Below are 26,244 nucleotides of genomic sequence, written 5' to 3' on the forward strand. Positions count from 1 at the left end.
CCATCGCGAGCAAGCCCGCTCCTCCAGGGTCAGCAGTGCTCTTGTGGGAGCGGGCTTGCCCGCGATGGTCGTCAACGATAACGCGGGAAATCTGATGCCCCGTGGCGTCTGAACCTCCTTCGCGAGCATGCTCGCTCCTAAAGCGGCGGTAACCGCCACTCGATCGGCGTCTCGCCATTCTGCTCAAGAAACTTGTTGGTCCGGCTGAAATGCCCGCAACCGAGAAAGCCTCGGTAGGCGGACAGCGGCGAGGGGTGCACCGAGGTCAGCACCAGGTGCTTGGTGGCATCGATCAGCTTCTGTTTGCTCTGGGCATGGGAGCCCCACAGCATGAACACCAGATGCGGCTGTTTCTCGCTGACCACTTCGATGATCCGATCGGTAAAAAACTGCCAGCCCTTGTCCTTGTGCGCATTGGCGTTGGCGCGCTCGACGGTCATGGTGGTGTTGAGCATCAGCACGCCCTGATCGGCCCAGCTTTGAAGATAGCCGTGGCCGGGGATGTCGATGTTCAGGTCACGCTTGAGTTCTTTATAGATGTTAACCAGCGACGGCGGCGCCGGCACGCCCGGCTGCACCGAGAAGCACAGCCCATGGGCCTGGCCCGGGCCGTGGTACGGGTCCTGGCCGAGGATGACAACCTTGACCTTGTCCAGTGGCGTTGAATTGAGGGCGTTGAAAATCAGCGGGCCCGGTGGATAGATCTCCTTGCCGGCCGCGCGCTCCTGTTGCAGGAAATTGCGCAACTCTGCCATGTAGGGCTGGTCGAACTCAGCACGCAGTGCCTCCTTCCAGCTCGGTTCGAGTTTGATACGGTCGTCAGCAGTCATGGATGCACCCGGCAAAAACAATGGGGCGAACCCTAGGAAAGCCCATCGCGCTTGTCAATTGATCTGACGCAGATCCGGCACTTTCCCACACAGCGATCATACTTAACCCTCAAATTCCCGAGCGAGGTCACGATGAACCTGCACTTCGAAGAACTCACCGGCACCGACGGCGCACGCCTGGGCATCGCCAGCCTGGACGCCGAGAAATCCCTGAACGCCCTGTCACTGCCAATGATCAACGCCCTGCAAGACCAACTGGACGCCTGGGCCAGGGATCCGCAGATCGTCTGCGTCCTTCTGCGCGGCAACGGCGCCAAGGCCTTCTGCGCAGGCGGTGATGTGCGCAGCCTGGTCGAAGCCTGTCGCGCACACCCCGGCGAAGTGCCGCCCTTGGCCGCGCACTTCTTTGCGGCAGAATACCGCTTGGACTTCAACCTGCACACCTATCCCAAACCCCTGATTTGCTGGGGCCATGGCTATGTGCTTGGCGGCGGCATGGGCCTGCTGCAAGGCGCCAACATTCGCATCGTCACACCCAGCAGTCGCCTGGCGATGCCCGAGATCAGCATCGGCTTGTACCCCGAAGTCGGTGCCAGTTGGTTCCTGTCCCGCCTGCCTGGCAAGCTCGGGTTGTTCCTCGGTTTGACCGGCGCGCACATGAACGGCCGCGATGCGATTGACCTCGGCCTGGCTGATCGTTTCCTGCTCGATGAGCAGCAACAGGCATTGATTGACGGTTTGCTGCAACTGAACTGGCAGGAACAGACCGCGATGCAGCTCAACAGTTTGCTCAAGGCCTTGCAGCAGGAAGCAACGGCGCAAATGCCCGAGGCCCAATGGTTGCCTCGTCGCCAGCAGATCGACGAACTGCTGGACGTCAGCGACGTGCGCTGTGCCTGGAAGGCCATCAGTCAACATCGCGACAGCAGCGACCTGCTGCTCAGCCGCGCCGCCCGGACCATGACCGAAGGTTCGCCCCTGACCGCGCACCTGGTGTGGGAACAGATCATCCGCGCCCGACACCTGTCACTGGCCCAGGTTTTCCAGATGGAATACACCTTGAGTCTCAACTGCTGCCGTCATCCGGAATTCAGCGAAGGGGTGCGCGCACGGTTGATCGACAAGGATCAGAAACCGCATTGGCATTGGTCGGATATCAATACGGTGCCGGAGGCGGTGGTAGAGGCGCATTTCCACAAGGTCTGGGAGGGGCGGCATCCGTTGGCGGATCTTTCGGAGCTTTGATGGGGTGTTGTTCGCGATAGCGCCGTCATCAGGCCTATCGCGGACGAGCAGGATTGCGCAACGGCTTGAGTTGGCTGGCAGCGATGATCTGATCAAGGCCAATGCTTGCACCATCCACGAACTCAATGATCTCGATGCCAGAGCTGTTCAGATCGGTGGCATCGGTCAGTACGATACTGACTTTTTGCGCAGTCCCCCAGGTGAGATCGACCGTTGAATACTGCATCCGCTGGAGGGGTAGAGCGTGATTGTGCCGAGTCACGCTCTCAACCCACGCAGTGCCCTGTCTCAATCGCAGTTGCTCACTCGATGACCACTTCATCCGCCGCAACAGGCGAGAAGCTGATTGCCTGTGCCAATAAAAGCCATCCCATCAGCAATCCAGGCATCATGACGCCTCCCCTCCCTGAATATTCACGCGACTGCCTGAACGCTAACAAACTTGCAGAGGGGAAAATGTAGGAGGGTTCGTCGAAGCTCCGAGGAGAAGGAGATAAGGAGCCTCAAATTTCATGTAGGCAAAAAAACGGCGCTGGTCGCGCCGTTTTATCAAACATTTGTCAAAGGCAATTACCGATGCCCACCCCGTCCGTCATGATCGCCCCGCCCATCATGACCACCTCGCCCACCCCGATGGCCATCGCGACCACCGCCCCGGTAGTCATTGCTCCACCCACCGCGGTTGCGGTTGTCCCAGCCGCTGCGGCTATGGTTGTCCCAACTCTGGTGCGCGCGATAATCGTTTCGTGGTGAAGGCTGGTAATAACGCGGGGCCGGTTGGTAGACCCGAGGTTGGGTGTAGTAGCGCGGCGTCGGCTGGTAATACCGCGCAGGCGGCGCATAGTAGCGGCGTGGTGATGAGTAGTAGCCGCCGTTGGAATAATAGGCCCCGCCGCCGGAATAGTACGCCGGGGATGAATAGACCTCGGAACTGTAGTAACGCCCCCCGCCATCGGCATAAGGCACGCAGGCACCTACAGACAATCCAAGCACAGCGATGAGAAGTAGTCGGCGATACATGGCGGCCTCCTGGACCGCGAGTGAGCCACACCAGCGACGCTGGCGAGCGACAGCCCATTATTCGGGAGCTGTCGAAACATCAGACATCGATTCCGAAATCTGGTGCGGCCCGGCAACAACTTGAAACATCTGTCCGATGAAAGGTTTTTCATCTTCGGCACGGGCTCATGTGCTGCATGCCGGTGCGTGCGCGCACCATCACGACGCAAAGCATCATTCCCCCACCGTGTCGGCCCGCCTCAATCCCGCGTGCCAGAAGGCCCGTCACAACTTGGCACGCCTCTCGCTTTAGCAAACCCGTGCAGGAAGTCATCACAGGTTCGCGGCACCACAATTTGCAAATGGCTGACTAGGGTTCCGGCTCGTTGATACGAGTGGCTGGTCCGAGAGTTGGCGACCTCCAGTTGAGGTTACACGGCGGGACAAAAGCCCGGGAGACAAGCCACCGTTCACGGTGCCGCTGCCGTCCTGTCCGCCCATGATCAACTGGAGAACCACCATGCCCCAGCTTCGTTTACCCGCCCTGCTTGCCGCCGCCTTCGCCGCCGTCGTGAGTTTCCAGGCGCAAGCCGCCCAAAAAGACCATTTCAGCGTGTGCTGGACCATCTACGCCGGCTGGATGCCATGGGAATACGCCGGCAGCCAGGGCATCGTCGATAAGTGGGCGAAGAAGTACGGCATCAAGATCGATGTGGTGCAGCTCAACGACTACGTCGAATCGATCAACCAATACACCGCCGGCCAGTTCGACGGCTGCACCATGACTAACATGGATGCCCTGACCATTCCGGCCGCCGGTGGCGTCGACAGCACCGCCCTGATCGTCAGCGATTTCTCCAACGGCAACGACGGCGTCGTGCTCAAGGGCGAAGGCAAGAAGGTCAGCGACCTCAAGGGCATGGACGTCAACCTGGTTGAACTGTCGGTGTCGCACTACCTGTTGGCCCGTGCGCTGGACTCGGTGGACCTCACCGAGAAAGACCTGAAAGTGGTCAACACGTCCGACGCCGACATTTCCGCCGCCTTCAACACCGATCAGGTCAACGCCGTGACCACCTGGAACCCGATGCTCTCGGACATCAAGGCCAAGCCTGGTGTGACCGAAGTGTTCAATTCCAGCCAGATACCCGGCGAAATCATGGACATGATGGTGGTCAACAGCGCCACCCTCAAGGACAACCCCGCCCTGGGCAAGGCCCTGACCGGCGCCTGGTTCGAAGTGGTTGAGTTGATGAACGCGAAGAACGCCGCCAGCAAGGTTGCGCTCGAGCACATGGCCAAGGCCTCGGGCACCGACCTCCCGGGGTTCCAGGCGCAACTGGACACCACCAAGCTGTTCGCCACCCCGCAGGAAGCGCTTGCCTTCGCCACCAGCAAACAACTGCCCGAAACCATGCGCCGGGTCGCCGAGTTCTCCTTCCAGCACGGCCTGCTGGGTGAAGGCGCGAAAGACACCAGCGCGGTCGGCATGGCCTTCGCCAACGGCGTGACGAGTGGTGACAAAGGCAATCTCAAGCTGCGCTTCGACCCCAGCTACGTGCAAATGGCCGCCGACGCCAAGCTGTAAGAAGAGGACCTGGCCATGCGCCTGATCAATCGTCACCCGGATCGCGCCAGTCGCCTGTTGCTGGTGATCCTGCCGTTCGCCCTGGTGCTGTTCGCCTACTTCATGGGCTCGGCCGAACGGCTGACGGAAAACCCCAACGACAAGTTGCTGCCCAGCGCCGTACAAATGGTCGATGCGGTCAAGCGCCTGGCGTTCACCGCCGACACGCGCACCGGTGAATATCTGTTGTGGCAGGACACCGGTTCGAGTGTGCAACGCCTGGCCATTGGCCTGGGCATCAGCGCGCTGGCAGCACTGTGCCTGGGCATTGCCGCCGGTACCCTGCCGCTGTTCGGTGCGCCGTTGTCGCCTCTGCTGACGGTGCTGTCGATGGTGCCGCCGCTGGCGATCCTGCCGATTCTGTTCATCGTGTTCGGGCTGGGCGAGCTCTCGAAGGTGATGCTGATCGTGATCGGCATCACCCCGGCCCTCGCGCGGGACCTGGAACAACGGGCGCGGGAAATCCCTGTGGAGTTATTGATCAAGGCCCAGACCCTCGGCGCCTCGACCTGGACCCTGATGCTGCGTGTGGTGCTGCCGCAATTGCTGCCACGGCTATTGATTTCGCTGCGACTGATGCTCGGTTCGGCGTGGTTGTTCCTGATCGCCGCCGAGGCTATCGCTTCGACTGATGGCCTGGGCTACCGGATCTTCCTGGTGCGTCGTTACCTGGCGATGGATGTGATCCTGCCGTACGTGGTGTGGATCACCCTGCTAGCCTGGCTGATGGACTGGGGCCTGAAGCGCCTGACCCAGCGCGCGTTTCCCTGGTATGAAGGAGCGCGAGCATGAGCTTTATCACCGTCAAGAATGTCTGGCAGCAATACGCCGACCAAGTGGTGCTCGAAGGCTTGAACCTGAACGTCAGCGAGGGTGAGTTCTGCACTTTGGTCGGCGCCTCCGGTTGCGGCAAGTCGACCTTCCTGCGCCTGCTGCTTGGCCAGGAACGCGCCAGTCGTGGCGAGATCCTGCTCGATGGCCAGGCCCTGGCCAGCGAGCCGGACGCGAGCCGTGGCGTGGTGTTCCAGCGCTACTCGGTGTTCCCGCATTTATCCGTGCTGGACAACGTCACGCTCGGCCTCGAACTGCCGCGCTCGCCCTTGCTCGGACGGCTGTTTGGCAGTGCGAAAAAAGACGCTCGCGAACAGGCTTCGGTGTTGCTGCACAAAGTCGGCCTCGGCCACGCGCTGGACAAGTACCCGGCGCAGTTGTCCGGCGGCATGCAACAACGGCTGGCCATCGCCCAGGCGCTGATCATGAAACCCCGGGTGTTGCTGCTCGACGAACCTTTTGGCGCGCTCGACCCCGGCATCCGCAAGGACATGCATGCCCTGCTTCTGGAGCTGTGGCGCGAGACGCAACTCACGGTGTTCATGGTCACCCATGACCTGTCCGAAGGTTTCAGCCTGGGCACACGCCTGCTGGTGTTCGACAAGGTTCGCCTCGACCCGCACGCCCCCAGCGCCTATGGCGCACGCATCACCTACGACATCCCTTTGAACAGCGACCGCCGCGCCCAACGCGCCGCCGTCGACGCCTTGCCACAATCACTGGCAGGCGCGCTTCGTACCGCTTGAGAGGAATTTTGCCATGACTGATTCGATTCAACTGTTCCCACCGTTCGCCGAAGAAACCCTGCCCGGCGGCGGCCATCGCTCCTTTGTTTTGAAACGCGGCCAACTGTTGCGCCTGACCGACCTGCGCGGCGGCGCCAACGTCAGCCTGACGCTGCTCAACGCCAACGAAAAAACCGAGCGCCTGAACCTGCCCGACAGCCTCAAATGCCAGCACACCGCCAAGCTCACAAGTGGCCACTGCCTGTATTCGGACATGGGTCGGGTGCTGGCAGCGATCACCGTCGACACCTGCGGCTGGAGCGACAGCTTCGGTGGCGTGCTGTGCGCTGAGGAAGTGGCACACAAGTACGGCGCCGGTCGTTACCAGGAACTGCGCAACGGCTTCTTCCGCAATGGCACCGACAACCTGCTGGTGGAACTGGGCAAGTGGGGCCTGGGGCTGTCGGACCTGCTGATGACCCTCAACCTGTTCAGCCGCGTCAACGTCGATGACGCCGGGCGTTTCCATTTCATCGAAGGCAACTCGAAGGCCGGCGATTACATCGAGCTGTATGCGCCGATGGACACCCTGGTGGTGCTGACCGCGTTGCAGCACCCCATGGACCCGTCGCCGCAGTACGCACCCAAACCGCTGAAGCTCACCTGGATGAACGCCGACGCCAGTGTCGCCGAACACTGCCGCACTTCGCGCCCGGAAAACGAGCGCGGCTTCATCAACACCGACCGCCTGTTCGCCTGAGGATCGCTGCCATGTCACTCGCAATCGCTACCGCCCAAAAGCTTCCGGAAACAGCGGTGTACCGCGCCACCATCCCCGCCGGCGAACCCTGGCTGATGGAGGTCAAGGCCGGCCAGACCCTGCGCATTCTCGACCTTGAGGGCAACCAGGCCGTCGATACCCTGTTCTACAGCGTCGCCAACCCCAGGGAACGCTACGACGTGCAACGCACCCTGCGCCGGCAGAACAGTGTGTACCTGAGCACCGGCAGCGTGCTGTATTCCAACCTCGGCAAACCGATGCTGACCATCGTCGCCGACACCTGCGGCCGCCACGACACCCTCGGCGGCGCCTGCGCGCAAGAGAGCAACACCGTGCGCTACGCTCTGGAAAAACGCTACATGCACAGCTGCCGCGACAACTACCTGCGCGCCTGCGTGCACGACGGCCGCCTGGGCAAAGGCGACATCGGCCCCAACATCAACTTCTTCATGAACGTACCGGTCACCGCCGACGGCGGCCTGACCTTTGAAGACGGCATCTCTGCACCGGGCAAGTACGTCGACCTGCGGGCCGAGATGGACGTGATCGTGCTGATCTCCAACTGCCCGCAATTGAACAACCCGTGCAATGCCTACAACCCGACGCCTGCGGAGCTGCTGGTATGGAACTGAAACTGATGCGGTTGCGGCGGTGGTTGTTTGCGCTGTGCCAGGCGCGGTCGGGGCAGTGCCTGAAAAAGTGAAAGCGCCACTCTCCACTGTGGGAGCGGCGGTGCGACGGCTCGACTTGCCCGCGATGACGGTACATCTGATACCTCATTTCTGCCTGACACACCCTGATCGCGGGCAAGCCCGCTCCCACAGGGATTGATGGTGTTCTGGAGATTGTGATTTCCCCGCCAGGGACGACCCCGGCGCTGATCGAAAAACTGCGGGACGGCCCGCATCCCAGGTCGAGGCTGATGTGCAATCGCCTCCGGGGGTTATGCCATGTTCGAAAAAGTCCTGATTGCCAACCGTGGCGCGATTGCCTGCCGCATCCTGCGCACCCTGCGTGAACTGCACGTCGGTGGCGTGGCGGTGTACTCCGAAGCTGACGCTGCGAGCCTGCACATCCTGCAAGCCGATGAAGCCCACAGCCTGGGTGAAGGCGCGGCGGCCGGCACCTACCTGGCCGTGGAAAAAATCCTCGCCATCGCCAAGGCCAGCGGCGCCACGGCCATCCACCCCGGCTACGGTTTTCTTTCGGAAAACGCCGCATTCGCCGAGGCCTGCGAAGCGGCAGGTGTCGCCTTCATCGGACCGACGCCGGAACAACTGCGGGTGTTCGGTCTCAAGCACACCGCCCGCGCCTTGGCCAAACGGCACGGCGTACCGATGCTCGAAGGCACCGAACTGCTCGACAGCCTCGACGCGGCGCTGAGCGCGGGTGAACAGGTCGGCTACCCGGTGATGCTCAAGAGCACTGCCGGCGGTGGTGGCATCGGCATGCGCGTGTGCCGCAACGCCGCCGAACTGAGCGAATCCTTCGACGCGGTCAAACGCCTCGGCCAGAACAATTTCAGCGACGCCGGTGTGTTCATCGAGAAATACATCCAGCGCGCTCGCCACCTCGAAGTGCAGGTGTTCGGCGACGGTCGCGGTGAGGTGATCGCCCTCGGCGTGCGCGACTGTTCGGTGCAGCGGCGCAACCAGAAAGTCCTCGAAGAAACCCCGGCGCCGAACCTGCCAGACGGCATGGCGGATGAGCTGTGCGCGGCGGCGATCAAACTGGCGAAAGCGGTGAACTACCGCAGCGCCGGCACCGTGGAGTTCGTCTTCGACAGCGAAGACCAGCGTTTTTACTTCCTGGAAGTGAACACCCGGTTGCAGGTGGAACACGGTGTCACCGAACAAGTCTGGGGCGTTGACCTGGTGCGCTGGATGGTCGAACTGGCGGCCGGTGATTTGCCGCCATTGAACGAATTGCACCAGGGCCTCAAGGCCGAGGGCCATGCCATTCAGGCGCGCCTGTATGCCGAAGATCCAGGTCGCGATTTCCAGCCGAGCCCGGGTCTGCTGACGGCCGTTAATTTCCCGACGGCCGACGGCAAACGACTGCGCATCGACAGGTGGGTGGAGGCCGGTTGCGAGATCCCGCCGTATTTCGACCCGATGATCGCCAAGGTCATCTGCTGGGCGCCGACCCGCGAGCAAGCCAGTGCCGACCTGCATCAGGCCCTGGGCGACAGCGTGCTCTACGGCGTGGAAACCAACCGCGATTACCTTCGGCAGATTGTGCTCGATGCACCGTTCGCCAGCGGCCAGCCCTGGACCCGCTGCCTTGAAAACCTGCACTACCACGCCAACACCTTCGAAGTGCTGAGCGCCGGCACCCAGACTAGCGTCCAGGACTACCCCGGTCGCCTCGGTTACTGGGCCGTAGGCGTTCCGCCGTCAGGGCCGATGGACAGCCGCGCGCTGCGTCTGGGCAACCGGCTGCTGGGCAATGAAGAAGGCGCTGCCGCACTGGAAATCACCATGAGCGGGCCGTTGCTGCGCTTCAATTGCGACGCCGTGGTCGCGGTGACCGGCGCCGAAATCCCGCTGACGTTGAACGGTGAAACGGTGCCGATGAACACGGCATTATTGATCCCGGCAGGCGCCACCCTGAGCCTCGGCACACTGGCCGGAGCCGGCGCGCGCAGCTACCTGTGCCTGCGCGGCGGCCTGCAAGTGCCCGACTATCTGGGGAGCAAAAGCACCTTCACACTCGGCCAGTTTGGCGGCCACGGCGGTCGCGCCTTGCGTGCCGGCGACGTGCTGCATGTGCCGGCCCTGAGCGATCGCAGCACCGGGCAACAACTGGCCGCAGAACAGATCACGCCATTGCCGGCCGTCCGGCAGATCCGCGTCATCTACGGCCCCCACGGCGCGCCGGAATATTTCACCGAACATTACATCGGCACCTTCTTCGACACCCAGTGGGAGGTGCATTTCAACTCCAGCCGCACCGGTGTGCGCCTGATCGGGCCGAAGCCGGAGTGGGTGCGCGCCGATGGCGGCGAAGCGGGTCTGCATCCTTCGAACATCCACGACAACCCGTACGCGATTGGCGCGGTGGATTTCACTGGAGACATGCCAGTGATCCTCGGCCCCGATGGCCCGAGCCTCGGCGGGTTCGTGTGTCCGGTGACGGTGATCGAGGCGGACCTTTGGCAGCTGGGGCAACTCAAGGCGGGGGACAAGGTGCAGTTTTTGCCGGTTGATCTCGCCACCGCGCGAGCCCTCGCCCTGAACTGGAACACCACCTGTAGGAGCGAGCTTGTCGAGGCGTCGAACCGTCGCGATGGCGGCTTGTCAGCCAACACTTCTTTACCTGTTACACCGCTATCGCGAGCAAGCTCGCTCCTACAGGGCCGTGGTTCAGAAGAGAAGCTGGTATCGCCTATCGTGCTGGACATCGGCCAGGCCGACACTCGCCTCGTCGCACGGCTGTCCGGCGACACTCACCTGCTGCTGGAAATCGGAGCCCCCGAACTCGACCTCGTCCTGCGCTTTCGCGCCCATGCCCTGATGCAGGCGTTGGAAAGCAAACACCTGCACGGCGTGATCGACCTGACCCCGGGTATCCGCTCGCTGCAAGTGCACTACCAACCCGAGCAACTGCCGTTGGCCGACCTGCTGGGCATCGTCGCCGGTGAATGGGACGCGGTGTGCGCCGCCAGGGACCTGCAAGTGCCCTCGCGTATCGTCCATCTGCCGCTGTCCTGGGATGACCCGGCCTGCCAGTTGGCCATCGAGAAGTACATGACCACCGTGCGCAAGGACGCGCCCTGGTGCCCGAGCAACCTGGAGTTCATCCGCCGCATCAACGACTTGCCGAACCTCGATGAAGTGCAGCGCACGGTGTTCGACGCCAGCTACCTGGTGATGGGGCTGGGCGACGTGTACCTCGGTGCGCCGGTAGCCACCCCGCTCGACCCACGCCATCGCCTGGTGACCACCAAGTACAACCCGGCCCGGACCTGGACCGCAGAGAACTCGGTGGGTATCGGCGGCGCCTACATGTGCGTGTATGGCATGGAAGGCCCCGGTGGCTATCAGTTCGTCGGTCGAACCCTGCAGATGTGGAACCGCTACCGCGACGTCGCAGCCTTCGAAGGCAAGCCGTGGCTGCTGCGATTCTTCGACCAGATCCGCTTCTACCCGGTGAGCGCCGAAGAACTGCTGCGCATCCGTCGAGATTTCCCCCTGGGACGTTTCGATCTGGACATCGAACACAGCCAGTTGAACCTCGCCGATTACCAGGCATTCCTGGCGAAGGAAGCCGAGACCATCGCCGCGTTTCGCGCGCAGCAACAAGGCGCCTTCAACGCCGAGCGCGAGCGCTGGATCGCCAGTGGGCAGGCACATTTCGAGAGTGAGGAAGCGGTGGCCGACGCCACCGAAGAGGCCACGCTGTCCAGCGGCGAAATGAGCGTCGACAGCCACATCGCCGGTAACCTCTGGCAGGTTCAAGTGCAGGTTGGCAGCCGTGTCGAGGCCGGTGAGGTGCTGGTGATTCTGGAGTCGATGAAAATGGAAATCCCGCTATTGGCGCCGATGGCGGGTGTGGTGCGCGAGATCCGGGTGCAACCGGGCTCGGCGGTGCGGGCCGGACAGCGAGTCGTGGTGTTGCAACTCGATTGAAACCCGATCGGACGCATCACTCACTCGTCGGCACGGATCGTTCATACCTGATCCGTGCCGATTCACCCTGCAAATCCCGCAGTTTTTTCACCGCAGTGCCACTAGAATGCTCTTCACGGGGTCACTGCCAACGGATTTGCCATGCCGCTTCACTCGCCGCTGTATATGCAACGTTCGCTGGTTCTCACGCTGATCGCGCTACTGGGTGCTGGCTTCCTCGCCACCTCCTTGCTCAGCTACTACGCCTCGCGCGACTCGATACGCGACAGCATCGTCAACACCGAACTGCCGCTGACCTCGGACACCGTGTACTCGGAAATCCAGAAAGACCTTGTCAGACCGATCCTGATTTCGTCGATGATGTCCCGCGACACCTTCATGCGCGACTGGGTGGTGGGTGGCGAACAGAACCCCGAGCAAATGACCCGCTACCTCAACGAGGTCATGACCCACTACGGTGCCTATACCGCGTTTTTTGTCTCCAATGCCACATTGACCTACTACCACGCCCAAGGCGTGCTCAAGCAGGTCCGGGTCGATGAGCCGCGCGACGCCTGGTATTTCCGCGTGCGAGACATGGCCGATCCTTACGAAATCAACGTCGACCCGGACCTGGCCAACCGCGACAACCTGACCTTCTTCATCAACTACAAAGTCTACGACTACAACAACCGTTTCATCGGCGCGGCAGGCGTAGGGCTGACGGTGGATGCGGTGATCAAGCTGATCGACAAATACCAGCAGCGTTACCAGCGCAGCGTGTTTTTCGTCGACAACTTCGGGCGACTGGTACTGACTGGCGCCGAGGGAGGCCCGCAAGGCGCACATATTGGCCAAACACTCAGCGAGCTCGAAAGCATGAAGGGCCTGGTCAGCCAGTTGCCCAACCCGCACAGCGGCAGCTACGAATATTCCGGCCAGGGCCAGGGACATTTCCTCAACGTGCGATTCATTCCGGAGCTGAACTGGTACCTGTTCGTCGACAAACGCGAAGACGGTGCCCTGAGTGATATCCGCAAATCGCTGTACCTCAACCTGCTGATCTGCCTGGTGGTGACGCTAAGCGTGCTGGCCTTGCTCAACCGGGTCATTGGCCGCTATAAGGGCAGGATCCAGACCCAGGCGACACTGGACAGCCTGACCGAGTTGCCCAACCGTCGTGGCTTCGACCTGCTGGCGGCACAAGCCCTGCAGGAAGCCCACCGCGAACCGCAACCGCTCACCGCAATGCTGCTGGACCTGGACCACTTCAAGGCATTGAACGACACCTACGGTCACCTGGCCGGTGATCAGGTACTGTCCGGTTTCGCCCGGGATCTGGAAAGTTGCCTGCGCCACGCCGACATCGTTTGCCGCTGGGGGGGCGAAGAATTCATCGTGCTGCTCAAGGACACCAACGGTGAGACAGGTCTTAAGATCGCCGAGAAAATTCGCCAGCATGTCGAACAACAGCGTTATGCCTACAACGGTCACTCCTTGCAGCTGACCGTCAGCATCGGCCTCAGCACCCTGCAACCCAATGAAACCTTGCATACCTTGATCTCCAGGGCCGATCATGCGATGTACCGCGCCAAGCAATCGGGCAGAAACCGCACCTGCGCCGAAATGCCCCACACCAGTTATGCATGACCTGACATGAACAAACCTGAATTCTGCCCAGCCTGCGGCGCCGCCAACGACTGCACCCTGGCCGACCCGCGCACCGCCGATCGACCTTGCTGGTGCTATGGCGTCAGCATCGACCCTGCGGTCCTCGAAGCGCTGCCGGCCGAGGTGCGCGACAAGTCCTGCCTATGCCCGCGCTGTGCGCAGGTCGACGCGCAGCTCTAAGCGGTCGCGCGGCCAATCACGTAAGATGCGCGACCCTTTCCTGTCGATCCCCACTCATGCGCGTTGACCGTTTCCTCAGCAACCTGCCGCGTTTCAACCGTAAGCAGGTTCGCCTGTTGCTGGTGGAAAAGCGCGTGCGCATTGACGGACACACCGTCAGCGACCCGCACGCCCAGGTGCTGGAATTCAGTCGTGTCGAGGTCGATGATGAGGTGCTGCAAAGCGGCAAGCCGGCGCGCTACTTCATGCTGCACAAACCCGCCGGATACGTGAGCGCCACCCGCGACCCGCAGCACCCCACCGTGCTTGACCTGATCCTTGAGCAGGACACGAACGACCTGCACATCGCCGGCCGCCTGGACTTCAACACCACCGGCCTGATGATCATCACCAACGACGGCAGTTGGTCACGGCGCCTGACCCAGCCGCAGACCAAACTGCCCAAGGTCTACTACGTCGAGACCGAAGAGGTGATCGGTCCGCATTACGCGCTGAAATTCACGGAGGGCTTGTACTTTGCGTTCGAAGATCTCACCACCCAACCGGCGCAACTGGAGCTTCTAGGGCCGAAGTCTGCGCGCCTGAGCATCGTCGAGGGTCGTTATCACCAGGTGAAGCGCATGTTCGGCCACTTCGACAACAAAGTGCTGCGCCTGCACCGCGAATCCATGGGCCCGCTGGTGCTCGATCCTGCGCTAAAACCGGGCGAGTACCGCGCCCTGCGCACCGAAGAGATTCAATTGATCTAAGCAGACGACCGCTCAGCAGATGTTGTCGAACAATTTACCAACGGCACTTGCGCGATCACAGGTCCCCTGCTTGAATCAGGACGTCGGCCGAAATGTGACCGATGAGTCACCGCGTACATCCAAGAAACTTTTTGTCGGTTAGAGAGCCACAAGGCTCCGCCTCAGACCGGCAGACTGCCCGCCAATAACAACACCCGTCGACCGGACTGCAATGGATCGACATGGGCCCGCAAAATTCCAGGCATATGCCTACCTGTCACAAAGCTCGTGCAATCTCATTTGCGCGCATACCCGCTTGCCAGGAGTCTTATGACATGAGGCCAGAAATCGCTGTGCTGGATATACAGGGTCAGTATCGGGTTTACACGGAGTTCTATCGCGCAGACGCCGCAGACAAGACCATTATTCTGGTCAACGGCTCGATGGCCACGACTGCGTCGTTTGCACAGACCGTGAAAAACCTGCATCCACAATTCAACGTGGTGTGCTACGACCAGCCCTACGCGGGCAAGTCAAAAGCCCACAATCGGCATGAGAAAATGCTGACCAAGGAGATCGAAGGGCAGATCCTCCTGGAACTGATCGACCACTTCGCAGCCGAACACGTGCTGTCATTTTCCTGGGGAGGCGCCGCGACCCTGACTGCGTTGTCGCAGCGGCCACGGCGCATCGAAAAAGCCGTGATCAGCTCGTTCTCCCCGGTGATCAACGCGCACATGCTCGACTACCTGGAGCGCGGCGTCGAACACCTGGGCAACTGCGACCGCGACCGCGTCGGACACCTGGTGAACGACACCATCGGCAAACACCTGCCGTCGCTGTTCAAGCGCTTCAACTACCGCCACGTCAGCTCCCTGGCCGAGCACGAATACGGGCAGATGCACTTCCACATCAACGACGTGCTGCACAATGATCGGCAGTGCTACTTGAATGCGGCGAAAAAAATCGACGTGCCGGTGCTGTTCCTCAACGGCGAATGGGACGAGTACACCTCAGCCAGCGACGCCCGCCTGTTCGGCAACCACGTGCGACACGCAACGTTCAGCACGGTAGAAGCGACCGGCCACTTCCTCGACATGGAACACAAAGCGGCCTGCCGAGACAGTCGCAACGCGTTGCTGGGTTTCCTCAAGCCTGAGGCACAAACCAGCCGAACGCGTTACCACTTCGTACAGGAGCACTCTGCATTTGCCATCTGACCCAGCGCCATCGCGAGCAGCTCTGCCCTCTGTCGGAGCGAGCTCGCTCGCGATAGCCGCGACTCGATTTCTGACGTACAAGACAAAAGAAAAACTTCATTTCCGGGCGCACATCTGGTACAAAGTCACCCGCTCTGAGCGGGTATAGTTTAGTGGCAAAACGAAAGCTTCCCAAGCTTTAGTTGAGGGTTCGATTCCCTCTACCCGCTCCACTCAGATCAGGTTCCCACGTCGTAATGACGGGGGTTCAAATCAAAAAAACCGGCTCCGATGGCCGGTTTTTTTGTGCCTGCGATTTGCGTCACACGCTGTTGTTTAAGCACGCCCTTCAAACACTTCATGAAAGCTACAACACCTTGCGTCGTTGCCTACGGTTACATGAGAACCCGCCGACTTGTGTGTGTTTGAAGTGAGTTTTATCGTTAGTCGGCCGCTGAAAAAACAATGATCGGGTCCGGTAGCCGTCTCTCACACGACTCATCGCGACGTTTTTAAGCGCGCCATTACTGTCCCGAACCATCCCTGCTGAAATTGGCTAAAATTTGAACAAATGTCAGAAACAATGATAAGTTTCTGACATTGCATCCCCCCCACAGCGGTGCCGTCATGTCGAAACTTCCTGAAGTTATTTACCAGCGCAGCCAGTCCTTGCCCGAAGGCGAAGTCCTGTCGCCGAGAGAATTCCTGAGCCTTGGGAGTCGCGCCGCTGTCGACCAAGCTTTCTCGCGCCTGGCGAAATCGGGGAAGTTGATGCGCGTCTGCCGCGGCATGTATGTGGCGCCGGTGAAGAGCCGGTTCGGAACTCGTGCGCCAGAGCCGGAAAAAGTTGTTCAGGCTCTCGCTGAAAAAACCAGCGAAACGGTGACGTCGAGCGGGGCGCAGGCTGCAAACAACCTCGGGTTGACGCAGCAGGTGCCCGTACGCCAGGTGTTTCTCACCAGTGGTCGTGCCCGCACATTGAGAATTGGCAAGGCAGAGATTCAGATCAAACATGCGCCAAAGTGGATGGTTGCACCATCAGCCGCTGGTGAGGCCGTTCGAGCCCTAGCCTGGCTCGGCGAGTCACAATCGAGCAAGTTGATCCCGACATTGCATCGGCGGCTTTGCGACCATGAGTGGTCGCGGTTGATGAGCCTTCGAGCCGTTCTACCCTCCTGGATGGGAGCGATGATTGGGAAGGTGGCTCTTATTGCCTGATTATTTCTTCTCGCTGTCCTCATCTGACCAGAGGGAAGTCATTCTCCAGGCAGCCTCCGACCTTGGTCGCCCTGCGTACCTGTTGGAAAAAGACTTGTGGGTGGTTTGGACCTTGGGGAAAATCTTCTCAGATCCCGTGGGCGATCATCTGACGTTCAAGGGTGGCACCTCACTTTCCAAGGTGTACCGCCTGATTGATCGATTTTCGGAAGACATTGATCTGACCTACGACATTCGCCAGCTTTTGCCCGAGGTGCAAAGCGAAATTCCCCCCAGTGGTAGTCAAGCCAGAAAGTGGAGCAGCAAGGCCCGCGATCTTCTCCCAGGCTGGATAGAACAGTCGGTTTTTCCGGCTCTGGCCGATGCGCTGGCGGCGGAGGCGCCGGGGGCAGAATTTGTTCAAGATGGGGACAAACTGTACTTGCACTATCCTGCGAAAACACCGGTCCATGATTACGTGACGCCCAAGGTCATGCTTGAGTTTGGTGCTCGATCTACAGGGGAGCCGCACCGCCGCAATCATGTCGTGTGCGATATGGTTCACGCCAATTTGGAAGGCGTCATCTTTCCTGAAGCAAACCCCGTTGTAATGGATGTAGCGCGTACGTTCTGGGAGAAAGCGACAGCGGCGCATGTGTACTGCGTCCAGGAGCGCTTGAAGAGCGAGCGATTTGCCCGGCATTGGCATGACCTGACCGCCATTGTGCAAAATCACGAGTTCAAGCAGGTTATTTCACGGCGAGACATTGCCGCACGCGTCGCAGAGCATAAGTCCTGCTTCTTTGTAGAAAAGTCTGCAGATGGCACAACGATCGACTACCGGCATGCAGTGGGCGGCAATCTTCGGCTGGTGCCAGTTGGAAAGGCTCGCGATAACCTGGCGAAGGACTACGACAAGATGCTCGAAGGTGGAATGTTCGACAGTCCCCCTCCGGAGTTCGATGACCTGATGGTTGCATGTGAAGAACTCGAGACTCACCTGAACGCAGCGGCTACCTGACATACCTCCGTAGTTTTCCTTCAACCGCGCCACTCAGACCACGTTCCAACGTCGTTATGACGAGGGGATTCAAGTCAAGAAATCCGGCCCTAATGGCCGGTTTTTTTGTGTCCGCAATTTGCCTCAAACACTTCTGTTTAAGCACACCCTCCAGACACCTCGTGAAAGCTACAACACCTTGCGTCGTTGCCTACGGGTACGTGAGAATCCGCCGGCTTGTGCGTTTTTGGGGTGGGATTTATCGTTTTTCCGTCACTGACAAAATCAGTGATCGGGGTTTGGTAGACCCTCCGCATCGACGCATAGCGTCACCTGTTTCGGCCCTTCTCTGGGTCGCATCTTATGGTGGCCATGCGCAGGGCTCCTTCCGGGGCGCCGGCTCCGATGCCCGGTCTACCAACCTTCGTATGGCCACCACCCTCCGTTTGGTAGCGAGATGGCGATGGTCCCTTTCGAATAGCATCGGAGTTCCATCTATGCCCAAGCCAACACCCCATTCCAAAGAAATCAATTCCACCGCGCCCTCCCAAATCGCAGCTCAAACCTTGAGCAGCTTTTCGAAAGGAGGTGACGTATGAGCGACGACCCCAGACTGACGACTATCGGCCTCACCCCTTTCCACTACTGCAATAACGAACCGCTGTTCCGAGTGAACCGCGGTGTGCCCATCGTCGATGCCCTGGAGCAAGTATCGGATCTGCTCCACCTGGCCAGGCTGCTGACCGTCGACGCTGCGTACTCGCGGGACAGCGACCGCCACGCCTGGGCCGCGCACCATTTAACGTCGATGAGCAAGGCGGTTATCGATGATGTGCAGAAAGTGCTGAGCCGATGGCCGCCGATGAAGACCGACGGTCAGCAGCGAAACTGCGACACCCCTAGGTCTTTTGGGTAGCAAAGAAAAAGGGCAGCTTTGAGGCTGCCCTTTTACATTTGAATCCTGATATTTGCATCCTCAGGAAATGGGATGAAGAGGTCTCACCTTATACCGATGTTGCAGCATCGCTGAGGTACCTACGTCTGCTATCGCCCTGCAAGGCAACAGATTTCGCGCTCTTGCGGTGATCTTTGAACAAGGGTGTCGCTGATGTCAAATCCATAGTCGTTTCAAAAAGCTGCGTTAGCGTTAACGTTTTCGAGTGAAATCACCGATTTATTATCAAATTTCATCACGCGTTAACGTTTTGATTCGTGAAAACCTACACTGCACCGCGTCTGAGCACGTGAAGAAGACGCAAAAAAATCGAAACACGCTTTTTCTCACTGCTCCTCATAAAGCTTGCGTATAGATCCCCACTTCCCAGTAAAGAACCCGTAACCCCACGCCAAACCCGCCCAAAACTCCCCTACCCTGCCCGCTCACCTTCCACACCGAGATCAGCATGGAAAACTCAGAGTTGGGGTTCATGATCGTTTCAATCATCGGGCTGTTCGGCTTTGCTTCGTTTCTCTTTGAGTTCCTGAGCACCCGCAGGAAAGACTGATGCGCTTTCAGCGGGTCGCGACGATAAAGAGGCGTGGGAACGGCAGCAGCACCGAACCATCGTCCAGGGTTGGATAGACCTGCTCGATGGCGGCGAGGTAGCGCTCGAGGTACTGCGCCTGCTCGGCCTCGCTCAACGGTTGCAGATACGGCCGTAAACCACTGCCCTTGAACCACTCGACAATGCCCGACGCACCGCCCGCCAAGGGGTGGTGATAGGTGGTGTGCCAGACATCGACGCGGCTGCAATGGGGCTTGAGCATGGCGTAGTAGTCGCTTGCGGTTGCCACTTGTGTGCGTTGCGCGCTGGCGCCGGTCAGTTTGCTGGACCATGGGCCATCAGCGGCGATTTCACGCATCAGGCGATGGGACGGCTGGTTGAGGGTGTCGGGCATCTGGATGGCCAGGCTGCCACCCGGGGTCAAGCGCCCGGCCAGCGACGGCAGCAACGTTGCGTGATTGGGCAGCCATTGCAGCACCGCGTTCGCAAAGATGACGTCGAACTGGGTGTTGTCGTTCCAGTTGGCGATGTCGACGGTGTCGAACGCTATGTGCGGCAGCCGCTTGCGCGCCGCCTCGATCATGTCGCCAGAGCTGTCGACACCGCGCACCGTGGCCCCCTCGAAACGCTCGACCAGCTGCTCGGTAGAATTACCGGGGCCGCACCCGATGTCGATGGCCGTACGCACTTGCGCGGTCGGGATTGCCGCGAGCAGGTCGCGAGCCGGGCGGGTGCGTTCATCTTCGAAGGCGACGTACTGTTTGGCGGACCAGGTCATGGCGTTCTCCTGTTGGATCGAAGTCGCAGTTTATCAGGGCTCGCTGATTCGATTCTTTCAGGCTAAAAAATGCAAAAACCAGCCTAAGGGCCGGTTTTTTTATACATGGTGGATCAATTGTAAAACCCAACCGTTTTCTTCAAATGATCCGAGTACTCGTAAATGTCGTCGACTGAATTGATCGCATGCCGAGTCTCGTTCTTTTCCTCGTCAAAAATACCGATGTACTTCTGTGAACGATTGAAATGAAGACGACAGATTGGTTTGCGATTGTTGTCGTCCAGCAGGATACCGAAATAGCTCTGGGTATCTCTCTGCACAATCCGCTTGGCGTCTACAACTGAACGGACCACGGCACGAACGATGTGGTACCCCTCCAGCTCTTCCAAGGTCGTGAGTACCTTATCTTCAGATTCATCCCGAAGATCAGTCGGCTCGGCATCATTGGAAGAAACCGGTAGCGAGGTCAGGGTCGGTTGAATTGCACCACTCATGGCCGACTTGAGACGTTCATTTATCTGGTCGTTGAGAAATTGCACCACGGCCTTTCTCGTCAGCTCATGGAACTGCTCACGGACTTTCTGAGTGATCACTCCATCGTAAACACGCGATGCGAAGACCTTTACGAAATCATCGTCAGGTTTACTGACCTGTGAAGCTATGACCTTTTTTATTTGGCTGACGTATTTCAGCTCACCTGCAGCGCTGATTATCGAATCCACGTCAAATGCAGATTTGGTGAGCTTTACCAATTCAGGGACGGAATACTCGTCAATGTCCAGGAGATCGAGCTCCAAAAATGGCTTCTCATCCATTTTGTTTGGCGCGTCCAAATCGGTGAAAAACTTGTAAACCTGGCCATTGGTAAGGATGGAGATGCGAGCACTGGTGACATGGAAGTACCGAAACAGCTGCGAAGCATGATTGATGTGCAGCGGCTCGCCGATTTTCTTGCACTCAATCAAGATCTGAACCTCGCCCCCCTTCATGATCGCGTAGTCGATCTTCTCTCCTTTCTTGGTTCCAACGTCGCAGACAAATTCGGGGGTAACTTCGGTCGGATCGAAAACATCGTAGCCGAGCACCGTGCTGATAAAGGGCATGACAAACGCATTCTTCGTCGCCTCCTCCGTCTGAATCGCCGCACTCTGTAAACGAACCTTAGCCGCCAAACTCACTAATTTTTCGAAAAATTCCATGTGCAATCCTCTCCGAGTTTCGATCCGAGTTTTTCCATGCTGGCAAATTGACTGCCATTGATACTAGACACAAACCGAGACAAAGAAAGATCCCATCAGAAATTTGTGAAAAGCCACCTTTACCCTCCGTAACCTCATTCCTTTGGTAGGCAAAACTGTAAGCAGAATTTTCATAGCCCCCGCGCTGTCACACTTTCAGACGCATCCCAATAAGGAACACGGCAATGAAATTCGCGAAAATCTCTCAAAAGCTCGCCCTGTGGGCCGGCAGTCCCAAGACATTCATGGGCGCTTTGATATTGATTGGGTTGTGGGGGTTGAGCGGGCCGATTTTCGATTACAACGACACTTGGCAACTGATCATCAACACCTCGACCACGATCATCACGTTTCTGATGGTGTTCCTGATTCAGAACACGCAGAACCGGGATACGGACATCCTGCACCTGAAGATTGATGAACTGCTGCGGGTGAACAAGGAAGCGCAGAACGCCATGTTGGGCTTGGAGCTGCTCGATCTGGAGCAACTCGAGGCGCTGCGCAAGCACTATCGCAAGATGGGCGAAGGCGAGGTGCATGCGTTGGCAGGGTTGGCTGAGACGAGTAAGAAGAAGATTGATTTGAATGATTGCTGAGGGCGCAGGCGCCATGTGCGCCCTGGTCTTGTGGGAGCGAGCCTGCTCGCTCCCACAGGGTTAACGGCTCGCCTGCAACGCCCTGGCCATCTGCAGGTGGTTTTGCAGCTTGGGCAGGGTTTCTTCGGCGTAGGCCTTGATTTCCGGGATGTCGGTGGTCTGGGCCTGCTGCTGCAGTTGCTCAATCGCTTCCTCGGTGGTCTGCACCTGGCTGGCGGCGTAGGCCTGGTCGAAGGTATCGCCCTCTTTCACTTCGGGCATCAGCGCCTTGGCCTTGTCGACCACTTCTTCCCGTGGCGCCACCGGCAAATCCAGTTGTTTGGCGATTTTCGCCAGGTGCTGGTTGGCCGTGGTGCGGTCGTTGATGACGACGATGGTGTAGTCCTTGACCTCTCGGGATTCGGACTTCTGGTGCGCCATGCGACTGGTTTCGATGTCGGCCATGCCTTTGGCGGATGCGTCGTTGATGAATTCGGCAGGTGACTGGGCAAAGGCACTGCTGGCACACAGGCCCACTAATGTGGCAAAACCGGCGTTGCGTACTCGGGTGGCCATCCGGCTCATGGTCGCGCCCTCCTATTGTGAACATTCAAACGGGAGCTTTCGCTCCCGTCTCTCAATCAAAACTACCCACAATCACTACTTGGATTTCTGACCGCCTTTGCGGTCCGTCTCGGGTTTCGACGGTTCTTTATCGACGGTCGTGGTGGTAGTTTTCCCACCTTTGCGACCCGCTTCGGACGCCTTCGTTCGATCGTTGGCGAAATTTCCTGAGTTCGAGTTTCTTGAGTTAGGCATGATTCTCTACCTCTTGGTGATGATCGCGGCGAGCAGGAGCCCGCCTAATGTGAGAATTTTCATCACGACAAAGGTTTAGAAAAAACAGGAGGGATGCGACGAACGGCGGGCAACGATCACATCTTGTAATCGAGGTGATGTTGTCGTTTGGCGTTGTACATGGCCTCGTCGGCATGGCGGAACAATTGCTTTTCCTCGATACCGTGCTCGGGGAAGATGGCAGCACCGATGCTCGGTTGGATGTTGAGGCTGTGGCCGTCCAGGCGCAATGGCTGCGCCAGGACCAGGCGTATCTTGCCGGCGACACTCTCAGCGTCTTTAGCCGCCTGGATACTGTGCAGCAACACCACGAACTCATCTCCGCCTATGCGCGCCACGGTGTCCGTCTCGCGCACGCAGCCCTTGAGGCGATTGGCCACGGCTTGCAGCAGCATGTCACCAACCGCATGACCGTGGGTGTCGTTGACCTCCTTGAAGCGGTCCAGATCCACATACAGCAACGCCATGCGCCCACCGTCCAAACGGGCCTGGGTCAGGGAGGCTTTCAGGCGATCGCGCAGCAATTCGCGGTTGGGCAATTGCGTCAACTGATCGTATTGGGCCATGCGTTGCAGCCGGGCGTGCAACTGCTTGCGCTCGATCGCCGTCGCCACTTGCGCGCAGACGAACTGCAACATCTCCTTATCCTGCTCGGTGTAGCGTTCGCCGCCGGCCACGCTTTTGACGATCAGCGCCCCGATGGTGCCGTTCTGCGAGTTCAACGGTACGCCCAGCCAGCACGGCGACTGCTGGCCTGCGACTAGTCGTTCGAAGCCTTGCGGGGCACCCTGCTGCCCCGGTGTCAGCAAGATCGGCTGGCCGGTGCGGATCACTTCGGCGCACAACTGCCCGGTGACCGTCCCGGGCTGCTCGGGTTGGTGTTCGTGGTCGTCGACGTGATAGGGGAAGTTGATCTGCGCACAGTGCTCGTCATAGAGCGCAACGGAGAAATTCAGCGCTGGCAGCCATTCACCGATGATCAGGTGGATGCGTTTGAACAGCGCCAGCAAGTCCTCGGCCGCATGGGCTGCTTCGGAAATCGCGTACAACGCCGCTTGCCGGGACTCGGCCTGCTTGCGTTCGGTGATGTCGCGGGCGACGGCGATACGCAGTTGATCGACCTGCGACCAACGCGCCGACCAGAGGATATGCACCACGCGGCCATCCTTGCGCACGTAGCGGTTCTCGAAATTGAGCTTGGGATCTCCGCCCATGATTTCCCGCGCGGCATCGAGGGTGCGCTGGCGGTCGGCGGGATGCACCAATTCGATCATGGGCTGGCCGATCAGCTCGTCGGGGGTGTATCCGAAAATGCGCTCACACGCCGCGCTGACAAAAACAAACTGGCCTTGCTTGTCGACGGCACAAACGGCATCCAGCAAAAGATCGAAGTAACTCGCCTGCGGCGCCGGGTTTCTGGTTGTCATGCTTCAAGCCTTGTTCGGCATCAGTCCCGGCAGCGCGTGCAGGAGAGCGTTGATGGCAAAACCGATGAACATCACCCCGCACAAGCGGGTGATGAGCAACTCATGACGTTGATACAAACTGCGCACCTGCCGCGCACCAACGATGCCCACGAGAATAGCGTAGGCGATCAGACCTCCGACAAAGCTCAGGACGATCAGCCACGGCAACATCGCCCAGTTCAGCAGCTCGGCCCGACTCGACAGCAGCGCTGTAAACGTCGCCACCGCCACTGGGTACGCCTTGGGGTTGGTCAGGCCGAACAGCACGCCGTGCCAGAATGGCTGCCGTGCAGGCCCCTGAGGCGCCTCGACGCTGCTGCGTTTGGCCCGCACCGCGCGCATCCCCAGCCAGAACAGGTACAGGCCGCTGAGCACGCCCAACACGTCAAAAGCGGTACTGCCGATTTCCCGCGCACCGACAATCGCGATCAACGCCGTGCTGCACCAGATCACATCGCCAAGCAAATGCCCGCACAGGAACCCCGCCCCCGCCCGTCGCCCCCGTGCCGCGCCAATGCCAAACACCGCAAGCACACCGGGACCTGGCGTAATGCCATAGATGAAACCCGAGGCGAGAACGGCCATCAGCAGCGAGGGGGTCATCGGAGGAGTCCTTTTGAACTGATCAGTGAGTGGCGGCAAGTCTATATCAGGTCACGGAAAACCGACTCACTGCTCGTCGAAGAACTTCGCTGCGGTTAACGCATTTCACCTGTAGGAGCGAGCATGCTCGCGATGGAGACACAGACACCGCTGAGTGTCAGGCAGTCAGCGTCATCGTTGACGACCATCGCGACGGTTCGACGCCTCGACATGCTCGCTCCTACAGCGGTTCTATGCGTGCCTTAGATCTTATCGAGCGTACGCAGCTTCTGCGGCAACCCCCACAGCAGCAGTGCTACGGCGATCAGCGCGCAGACACCGATGACGTACAGCGCCGGCGTGGTGCTGCCTGTCAGGTCCTTGATGCGCCCGACCATGACCGGGCTGACGATGCCGCCGAACTGGCCGAGGGTGTTGATCACCGCGATCCCGCCAGCGGCCCCCGCACCCGCCCCGGCCAGCAATTTGGGCGGCAAGGTCCAGAAGCTCGGGATGGACGCAACGATCCCCGCCCCCAGCAGCCCCAGTGCGACAATCAGGAAAGTCGTGTGGCTGGCGAAGATCCCGGCGCAGAAGAAGCCCAAAGCGCCCACCGCGACCAGGCCGGCGACGAACTTGCGGCGCTCGCCGGTTGCGTCGGACAGGCGTCCGATGACCACCATGCTGATCGCCCCGCAGATGTACGGAATCGCCGTCAGCAGGCCGATCATCACGGGGCTCTCGGTGCCGGCGCTGCGGATCAGTTGCGGCGCCCAGAAATTCAGGCCGTAGGACGCCACCTGGATCAGGAAGTAGATCAAACCCAAGGTCAGGAAGCCGGGAATGCGCAGCGCCGCGAGCAAAGAGCCGCCGCTCTTGTGCGGTTCATGGTGGGCAATGCGACTGGCCAGCAGGGTTTTCTCCGAAGGCGTCAACCAGTGGGCGTCTTCGATGCGGTCCTTGAGCAGGGTCAGCACCAGTACACCCAGGCCGATACACGGCACACCGCCGAGCAGGAACAGCCAGTGCCAGCCGCGCATCTGCATCACACCATCCAGATGCTGCAACACCAGCCCGGAGAATGGCGCGCCGACCAGCCCGGCGAACGCAGACGCAAGGAACAACATGGAAGTAATGCGCCCACGATAATGCTGCGGGAACCACAGCGTGAGGTAATACAGCACGCCAGGGGCGAAACCGGCCTCCATCGCACCGATCAGGAAGCGCAACGCGTAGAACTGCCATTCGCTGGTGACGAACACCATCAGTGCGGTGGCCAGCCCCCAGGACATCATGATTCGCGCGATCCAGCGCCGCGCGCCGACCTTGTACAGCATCATGTTGCTCGGCACTTCGAAGATCACGTAGCCGACCACGAACAGTCCGGCGCCCAGGCCATAGGCGGTATCACTGAGGCTCAGGTCGGCCTGCAACTGGAATTTGGCGAAACTGATGTTGATACGATCGAAGAACGCGAACAGGTAGCAGACCATGATCAACGGCATCAGTCGCCACGCGACTTTGCTGACCAGGGCTTTTTCTGCGTCGTGATTGACGGACGGGCTCATGCCCGCCTCCAGTACATTGAGGCTCATAGTGTTTCTCCAGGCGGACTTCCC

Annotated in this window: 25 protein-coding genes, 1 tRNA gene and 1 riboswitch; of the genes, 16 read left to right on the forward strand and 10 right to left on the reverse strand. The window is 59.7% G+C overall.

All coding sequences use genetic code 11. From position 1 onward, the window contains the following. Positions 1–137: 137 nt before the first annotated feature. A complete protein-coding gene (gene ung, locus AB4O36_RS19650; RefSeq protein ID WP_460117320.1) occupies positions 138–830 on the reverse strand; it encodes a uracil-DNA glycosylase in 693 nt (230 codons plus the stop codon). Positions 831–962: 132 nt separating this feature from the next. Between ung and AB4O36_RS19655 the strand changes: the two genes are divergently transcribed. Next, positions 963–2,075 carry an enoyl-CoA hydratase/isomerase family protein gene (locus tag AB4O36_RS19655; protein ID WP_460140060.1) on the forward strand — a complete coding sequence of 371 codons (1,113 nt, stop codon included), beginning with the start codon at positions 963–965 and terminating at the stop codon, positions 2,073–2,075. A gap of 34 nt (positions 2,076–2,109) precedes the next feature. Here AB4O36_RS19655 and AB4O36_RS19660 read toward each other — a convergent pair whose 3' ends face one another. Together AB4O36_RS19660 and AB4O36_RS19665 are read right to left on the reverse strand one after the other, a co-directional pair. Beyond that, complete coding sequence (locus AB4O36_RS19660) at positions 2,110–2,337, reverse strand: hypothetical protein (RefSeq protein WP_460140061.1); 228 nt, start codon at positions 2,335–2,337, stop codon at positions 2,110–2,112. A 308-nt stretch (positions 2,338–2,645) separates the two neighbouring features. Then, complete coding sequence (locus AB4O36_RS19665) at positions 2,646–3,095, reverse strand: hypothetical protein (RefSeq protein ID WP_460117323.1); 450 nt, start codon at positions 3,093–3,095, stop codon at positions 2,646–2,648. A 338-nt stretch (positions 3,096–3,433) separates the two neighbouring features. Further along, positions 3,434–3,534: riboswitch (guanidine-I (ykkC/yxkD leader) on the forward strand. Positions 3,535–3,594: 60 nt separating this feature from the next. Here AB4O36_RS19665 and AB4O36_RS19670 point away from each other — a divergent pair. The 14 genes from AB4O36_RS19670 to AB4O36_RS19735 all read left to right on the forward strand — a co-directional run bounded on the left by AB4O36_RS19670 (position 3,595) and on the right by AB4O36_RS19735 (position 18,539). Beyond that, positions 3,595–4,662 carry a putative urea ABC transporter substrate-binding protein gene (locus AB4O36_RS19670; RefSeq protein ID WP_460117324.1) on the forward strand — a complete coding sequence of 356 codons (1,068 nt, stop codon included), beginning with the start codon at positions 3,595–3,597 and terminating at the stop codon, positions 4,660–4,662. 15 nt (positions 4,663–4,677) lie between these two features. Next, entirely contained in the window at positions 4,678–5,493 is an 816-nt protein-coding gene (locus AB4O36_RS19675; RefSeq protein ID WP_460117325.1) for an ABC transporter permease, read from the forward strand. Next, positions 5,490–6,278 carry an ABC transporter ATP-binding protein gene (locus AB4O36_RS19680; protein WP_460117326.1) on the forward strand — a complete coding sequence of 263 codons (789 nt, stop codon included), beginning with the start codon at positions 5,490–5,492 and terminating at the stop codon, positions 6,276–6,278. Before AB4O36_RS19675 ends, AB4O36_RS19680 begins: the two co-directional genes overlap by 4 nt. 13 nt (positions 6,279–6,291) lie before the next feature. Further along, positions 6,292–7,017: an urea amidolyase associated protein UAAP1 gene (locus AB4O36_RS19685; protein WP_460117327.1), complete on the forward strand. Its 726-nt coding sequence runs from the start codon at positions 6,292–6,294 to the stop codon at positions 7,015–7,017. A gap of 11 nt (positions 7,018–7,028) precedes the next feature. Next, entirely contained in the window at positions 7,029–7,670 is a 642-nt protein-coding gene (locus AB4O36_RS19690) for an urea amidolyase associated protein UAAP2 (protein WP_460117328.1), read from the forward strand. A 318-nt stretch (positions 7,671–7,988) separates the two neighbouring features. Beyond that, positions 7,989–11,669 (forward strand): urea carboxylase, encoded by a 3,681-nt coding sequence (gene uca, locus AB4O36_RS19695; RefSeq protein WP_460140062.1) that lies wholly within the window; start codon positions 7,989–7,991, stop codon positions 11,667–11,669. A 141-nt stretch (positions 11,670–11,810) separates the two neighbouring features. Next, positions 11,811–13,298 carry a sensor domain-containing diguanylate cyclase gene (locus tag AB4O36_RS19700; protein ID WP_460140063.1) on the forward strand — a complete coding sequence of 496 codons (1,488 nt, stop codon included), beginning with the start codon at positions 11,811–11,813 and terminating at the stop codon, positions 13,296–13,298. A 6-nt stretch (positions 13,299–13,304) separates the two neighbouring features. Continuing rightward, on the forward strand, positions 13,305–13,499 hold the full coding sequence (locus AB4O36_RS19705) for a cysteine-rich CWC family protein (RefSeq protein ID WP_460117331.1): 195 nt from the start codon (positions 13,305–13,307) through the stop codon (positions 13,497–13,499). A gap of 56 nt (positions 13,500–13,555) precedes the next feature. Then, positions 13,556–14,248: a pseudouridine synthase gene (locus AB4O36_RS19710; protein WP_460140064.1), complete on the forward strand. Its 693-nt coding sequence runs from the start codon at positions 13,556–13,558 to the stop codon at positions 14,246–14,248. Positions 14,249–14,562: 314 nt separating this feature from the next. Beyond that, positions 14,563–15,447, forward strand: a complete 885-nt coding sequence (locus AB4O36_RS19715) for an alpha/beta fold hydrolase (protein WP_460117333.1) — start codon at positions 14,563–14,565, stop codon at positions 15,445–15,447. A 138-nt stretch (positions 15,448–15,585) separates the two neighbouring features. Then, a tRNA-Gly gene (locus AB4O36_RS19720) sits at positions 15,586–15,659 on the forward strand. 394 nt (positions 15,660–16,053) lie between these two features. Further along, on the forward strand, positions 16,054–16,644 hold the full coding sequence (locus tag AB4O36_RS19725; RefSeq protein ID WP_460140065.1) for a DUF6088 family protein: 591 nt from the start codon (positions 16,054–16,056) through the stop codon (positions 16,642–16,644). Next, positions 16,637–17,644, forward strand: coding sequence for a nucleotidyl transferase AbiEii/AbiGii toxin family protein (locus AB4O36_RS19730; protein WP_460140066.1), 1,008 nt, complete (start codon positions 16,637–16,639; stop codon positions 17,642–17,644). Before AB4O36_RS19725 ends, AB4O36_RS19730 begins: the two co-directional genes overlap by 8 nt. A 574-nt stretch (positions 17,645–18,218) precedes the next feature. After that, entirely contained in the window at positions 18,219–18,539 is a 321-nt protein-coding gene (locus AB4O36_RS19735; protein ID WP_460140067.1) for a DUF3077 domain-containing protein, read from the forward strand. 596 nt (positions 18,540–19,135) lie between these two features. On the opposite strand, the gene tam is transcribed toward AB4O36_RS19735, so the two are convergent. Together tam and AB4O36_RS19745 are read right to left on the reverse strand one after the other, a co-directional pair. Beyond that, a complete protein-coding gene (gene tam, locus AB4O36_RS19740) occupies positions 19,136–19,906 on the reverse strand; it encodes a trans-aconitate 2-methyltransferase (RefSeq protein ID WP_460140068.1) in 771 nt (256 codons plus the stop codon). Between the two features lie 113 nt (positions 19,907–20,019). Further along, positions 20,020–21,105 (reverse strand): type I restriction endonuclease, encoded by a 1,086-nt coding sequence (locus AB4O36_RS19745; RefSeq protein ID WP_460140069.1) that lies wholly within the window; start codon positions 21,103–21,105, stop codon positions 20,020–20,022. A 224-nt stretch (positions 21,106–21,329) separates the two neighbouring features. Between AB4O36_RS19745 and AB4O36_RS19750 the strand changes: the two genes are divergently transcribed. Further along, on the forward strand, positions 21,330–21,740 hold the full coding sequence (locus tag AB4O36_RS19750; protein ID WP_460117336.1) for a low affinity iron permease family protein: 411 nt from the start codon (positions 21,330–21,332) through the stop codon (positions 21,738–21,740). Between the two features lie 60 nt (positions 21,741–21,800). Here the strand turns inward: AB4O36_RS19750 and AB4O36_RS19755 are convergent, their stop codons facing one another. The 5 genes from AB4O36_RS19755 to AB4O36_RS19775 form a co-directional block, all read right to left on the reverse strand. Beyond that, positions 21,801–22,304 carry a DUF4142 domain-containing protein gene (locus AB4O36_RS19755; protein WP_460117337.1) on the reverse strand — a complete coding sequence of 168 codons (504 nt, stop codon included), beginning with the start codon at positions 22,302–22,304 and terminating at the stop codon, positions 21,801–21,803. A 75-nt stretch (positions 22,305–22,379) separates the two neighbouring features. Continuing rightward, on the reverse strand, positions 22,380–22,538 hold the full coding sequence (locus tag AB4O36_RS19760; RefSeq protein ID WP_460117338.1) for a KGG domain-containing protein: 159 nt from the start codon (positions 22,536–22,538) through the stop codon (positions 22,380–22,382). Between the two features lie 116 nt (positions 22,539–22,654). Continuing rightward, positions 22,655–24,004, reverse strand: coding sequence for a sensor domain-containing protein (locus AB4O36_RS19765; protein WP_460140070.1), 1,350 nt, complete (start codon positions 24,002–24,004; stop codon positions 22,655–22,657). Positions 24,005–24,007: 3 nt separating this feature from the next. Beyond that, positions 24,008–24,646: a LysE family translocator gene (locus tag AB4O36_RS19770; RefSeq protein ID WP_460140071.1), complete on the reverse strand. Its 639-nt coding sequence runs from the start codon at positions 24,644–24,646 to the stop codon at positions 24,008–24,010. A 242-nt stretch (positions 24,647–24,888) separates the two neighbouring features. Beyond that, a complete protein-coding gene (locus tag AB4O36_RS19775) occupies positions 24,889–26,220 on the reverse strand; it encodes an MFS transporter (RefSeq protein WP_460117342.1) in 1,332 nt (443 codons plus the stop codon). Positions 26,221–26,244 lie beyond the last annotated feature (24 nt).

The organism is Pseudomonas sp. S2_E01 (assembly GCF_054668365.1).

What these genes read in the sequence shown, in the direction of transcription:
- AB4O36_RS19745 (WP_460140069.1), bottom strand. Translation starts at nt 21,105, where the DNA reads ATGGAATTTTTCGAAAAATTAGTGAGTTTGGCGGCTAAGGTTCGTTTA.
- AB4O36_RS19680 (WP_460117326.1), top strand. Translation starts at nt 5,490, where the DNA reads ATGAGCTTTATCACCGTCAAGAATGTCTGGCAGCAATACGCCGACCAA.
- AB4O36_RS19725 (WP_460140065.1), top strand. Translation starts at nt 16,054, where the DNA reads ATGTCGAAACTTCCTGAAGTTATTTACCAGCGCAGCCAGTCCTTGCCC.
- AB4O36_RS19690 (WP_460117328.1), top strand. Translation starts at nt 7,029, where the DNA reads ATGTCACTCGCAATCGCTACCGCCCAAAAGCTTCCGGAAACAGCGGTG.
- AB4O36_RS19765 (WP_460140070.1), bottom strand. Translation starts at nt 24,004, where the DNA reads ATGACAACCAGAAACCCGGCGCCGCAGGCGAGTTACTTCGATCTTTTG.
- AB4O36_RS19655 (WP_460140060.1), top strand. Translation starts at nt 963, where the DNA reads ATGAACCTGCACTTCGAAGAACTCACCGGCACCGACGGCGCACGCCTG.
- AB4O36_RS19670 (WP_460117324.1), top strand. Translation starts at nt 3,595, where the DNA reads ATGCCCCAGCTTCGTTTACCCGCCCTGCTTGCCGCCGCCTTCGCCGCC.
- AB4O36_RS19755 (WP_460117337.1), bottom strand. Translation starts at nt 22,304, where the DNA reads ATGAGCCGGATGGCCACCCGAGTACGCAACGCCGGTTTTGCCACATTA.
- AB4O36_RS19735 (WP_460140067.1), top strand. Translation starts at nt 18,219, where the DNA reads ATGAGCGACGACCCCAGACTGACGACTATCGGCCTCACCCCTTTCCAC.
- AB4O36_RS19705 (WP_460117331.1), top strand. Translation starts at nt 13,305, where the DNA reads ATGAACAAACCTGAATTCTGCCCAGCCTGCGGCGCCGCCAACGACTGC.
- AB4O36_RS19750 (WP_460117336.1), top strand. Translation starts at nt 21,330, where the DNA reads ATGAAATTCGCGAAAATCTCTCAAAAGCTCGCCCTGTGGGCCGGCAGT.
- uca (WP_460140062.1), top strand. Translation starts at nt 7,989, where the DNA reads ATGTTCGAAAAAGTCCTGATTGCCAACCGTGGCGCGATTGCCTGCCGC.
- AB4O36_RS19685 (WP_460117327.1), top strand. Translation starts at nt 6,292, where the DNA reads ATGACTGATTCGATTCAACTGTTCCCACCGTTCGCCGAAGAAACCCTG.
- AB4O36_RS19775 (WP_460117342.1), bottom strand. Translation starts at nt 26,220, where the DNA reads ATGAGCCTCAATGTACTGGAGGCGGGCATGAGCCCGTCCGTCAATCAC.
- AB4O36_RS19715 (WP_460117333.1), top strand. Translation starts at nt 14,563, where the DNA reads ATGAGGCCAGAAATCGCTGTGCTGGATATACAGGGTCAGTATCGGGTT.
- ung (WP_460117320.1), bottom strand. Translation starts at nt 830, where the DNA reads ATGACTGCTGACGACCGTATCAAACTCGAACCGAGCTGGAAGGAGGCA.
- AB4O36_RS19710 (WP_460140064.1), top strand. Translation starts at nt 13,556, where the DNA reads ATGCGCGTTGACCGTTTCCTCAGCAACCTGCCGCGTTTCAACCGTAAG.
- AB4O36_RS19700 (WP_460140063.1), top strand. Translation starts at nt 11,811, where the DNA reads ATGCCGCTTCACTCGCCGCTGTATATGCAACGTTCGCTGGTTCTCACG.
- AB4O36_RS19760 (WP_460117338.1), bottom strand. Translation starts at nt 22,538, where the DNA reads ATGCCTAACTCAAGAAACTCGAACTCAGGAAATTTCGCCAACGATCGA.
- AB4O36_RS19770 (WP_460140071.1), bottom strand. Translation starts at nt 24,646, where the DNA reads ATGACCCCCTCGCTGCTGATGGCCGTTCTCGCCTCGGGTTTCATCTAT.
- AB4O36_RS19665 (WP_460117323.1), bottom strand. Translation starts at nt 3,095, where the DNA reads ATGTATCGCCGACTACTTCTCATCGCTGTGCTTGGATTGTCTGTAGGT.
- AB4O36_RS19675 (WP_460117325.1), top strand. Translation starts at nt 4,678, where the DNA reads ATGCGCCTGATCAATCGTCACCCGGATCGCGCCAGTCGCCTGTTGCTG.
- tam (WP_460140068.1), bottom strand. Translation starts at nt 19,906, where the DNA reads ATGACCTGGTCCGCCAAACAGTACGTCGCCTTCGAAGATGAACGCACC.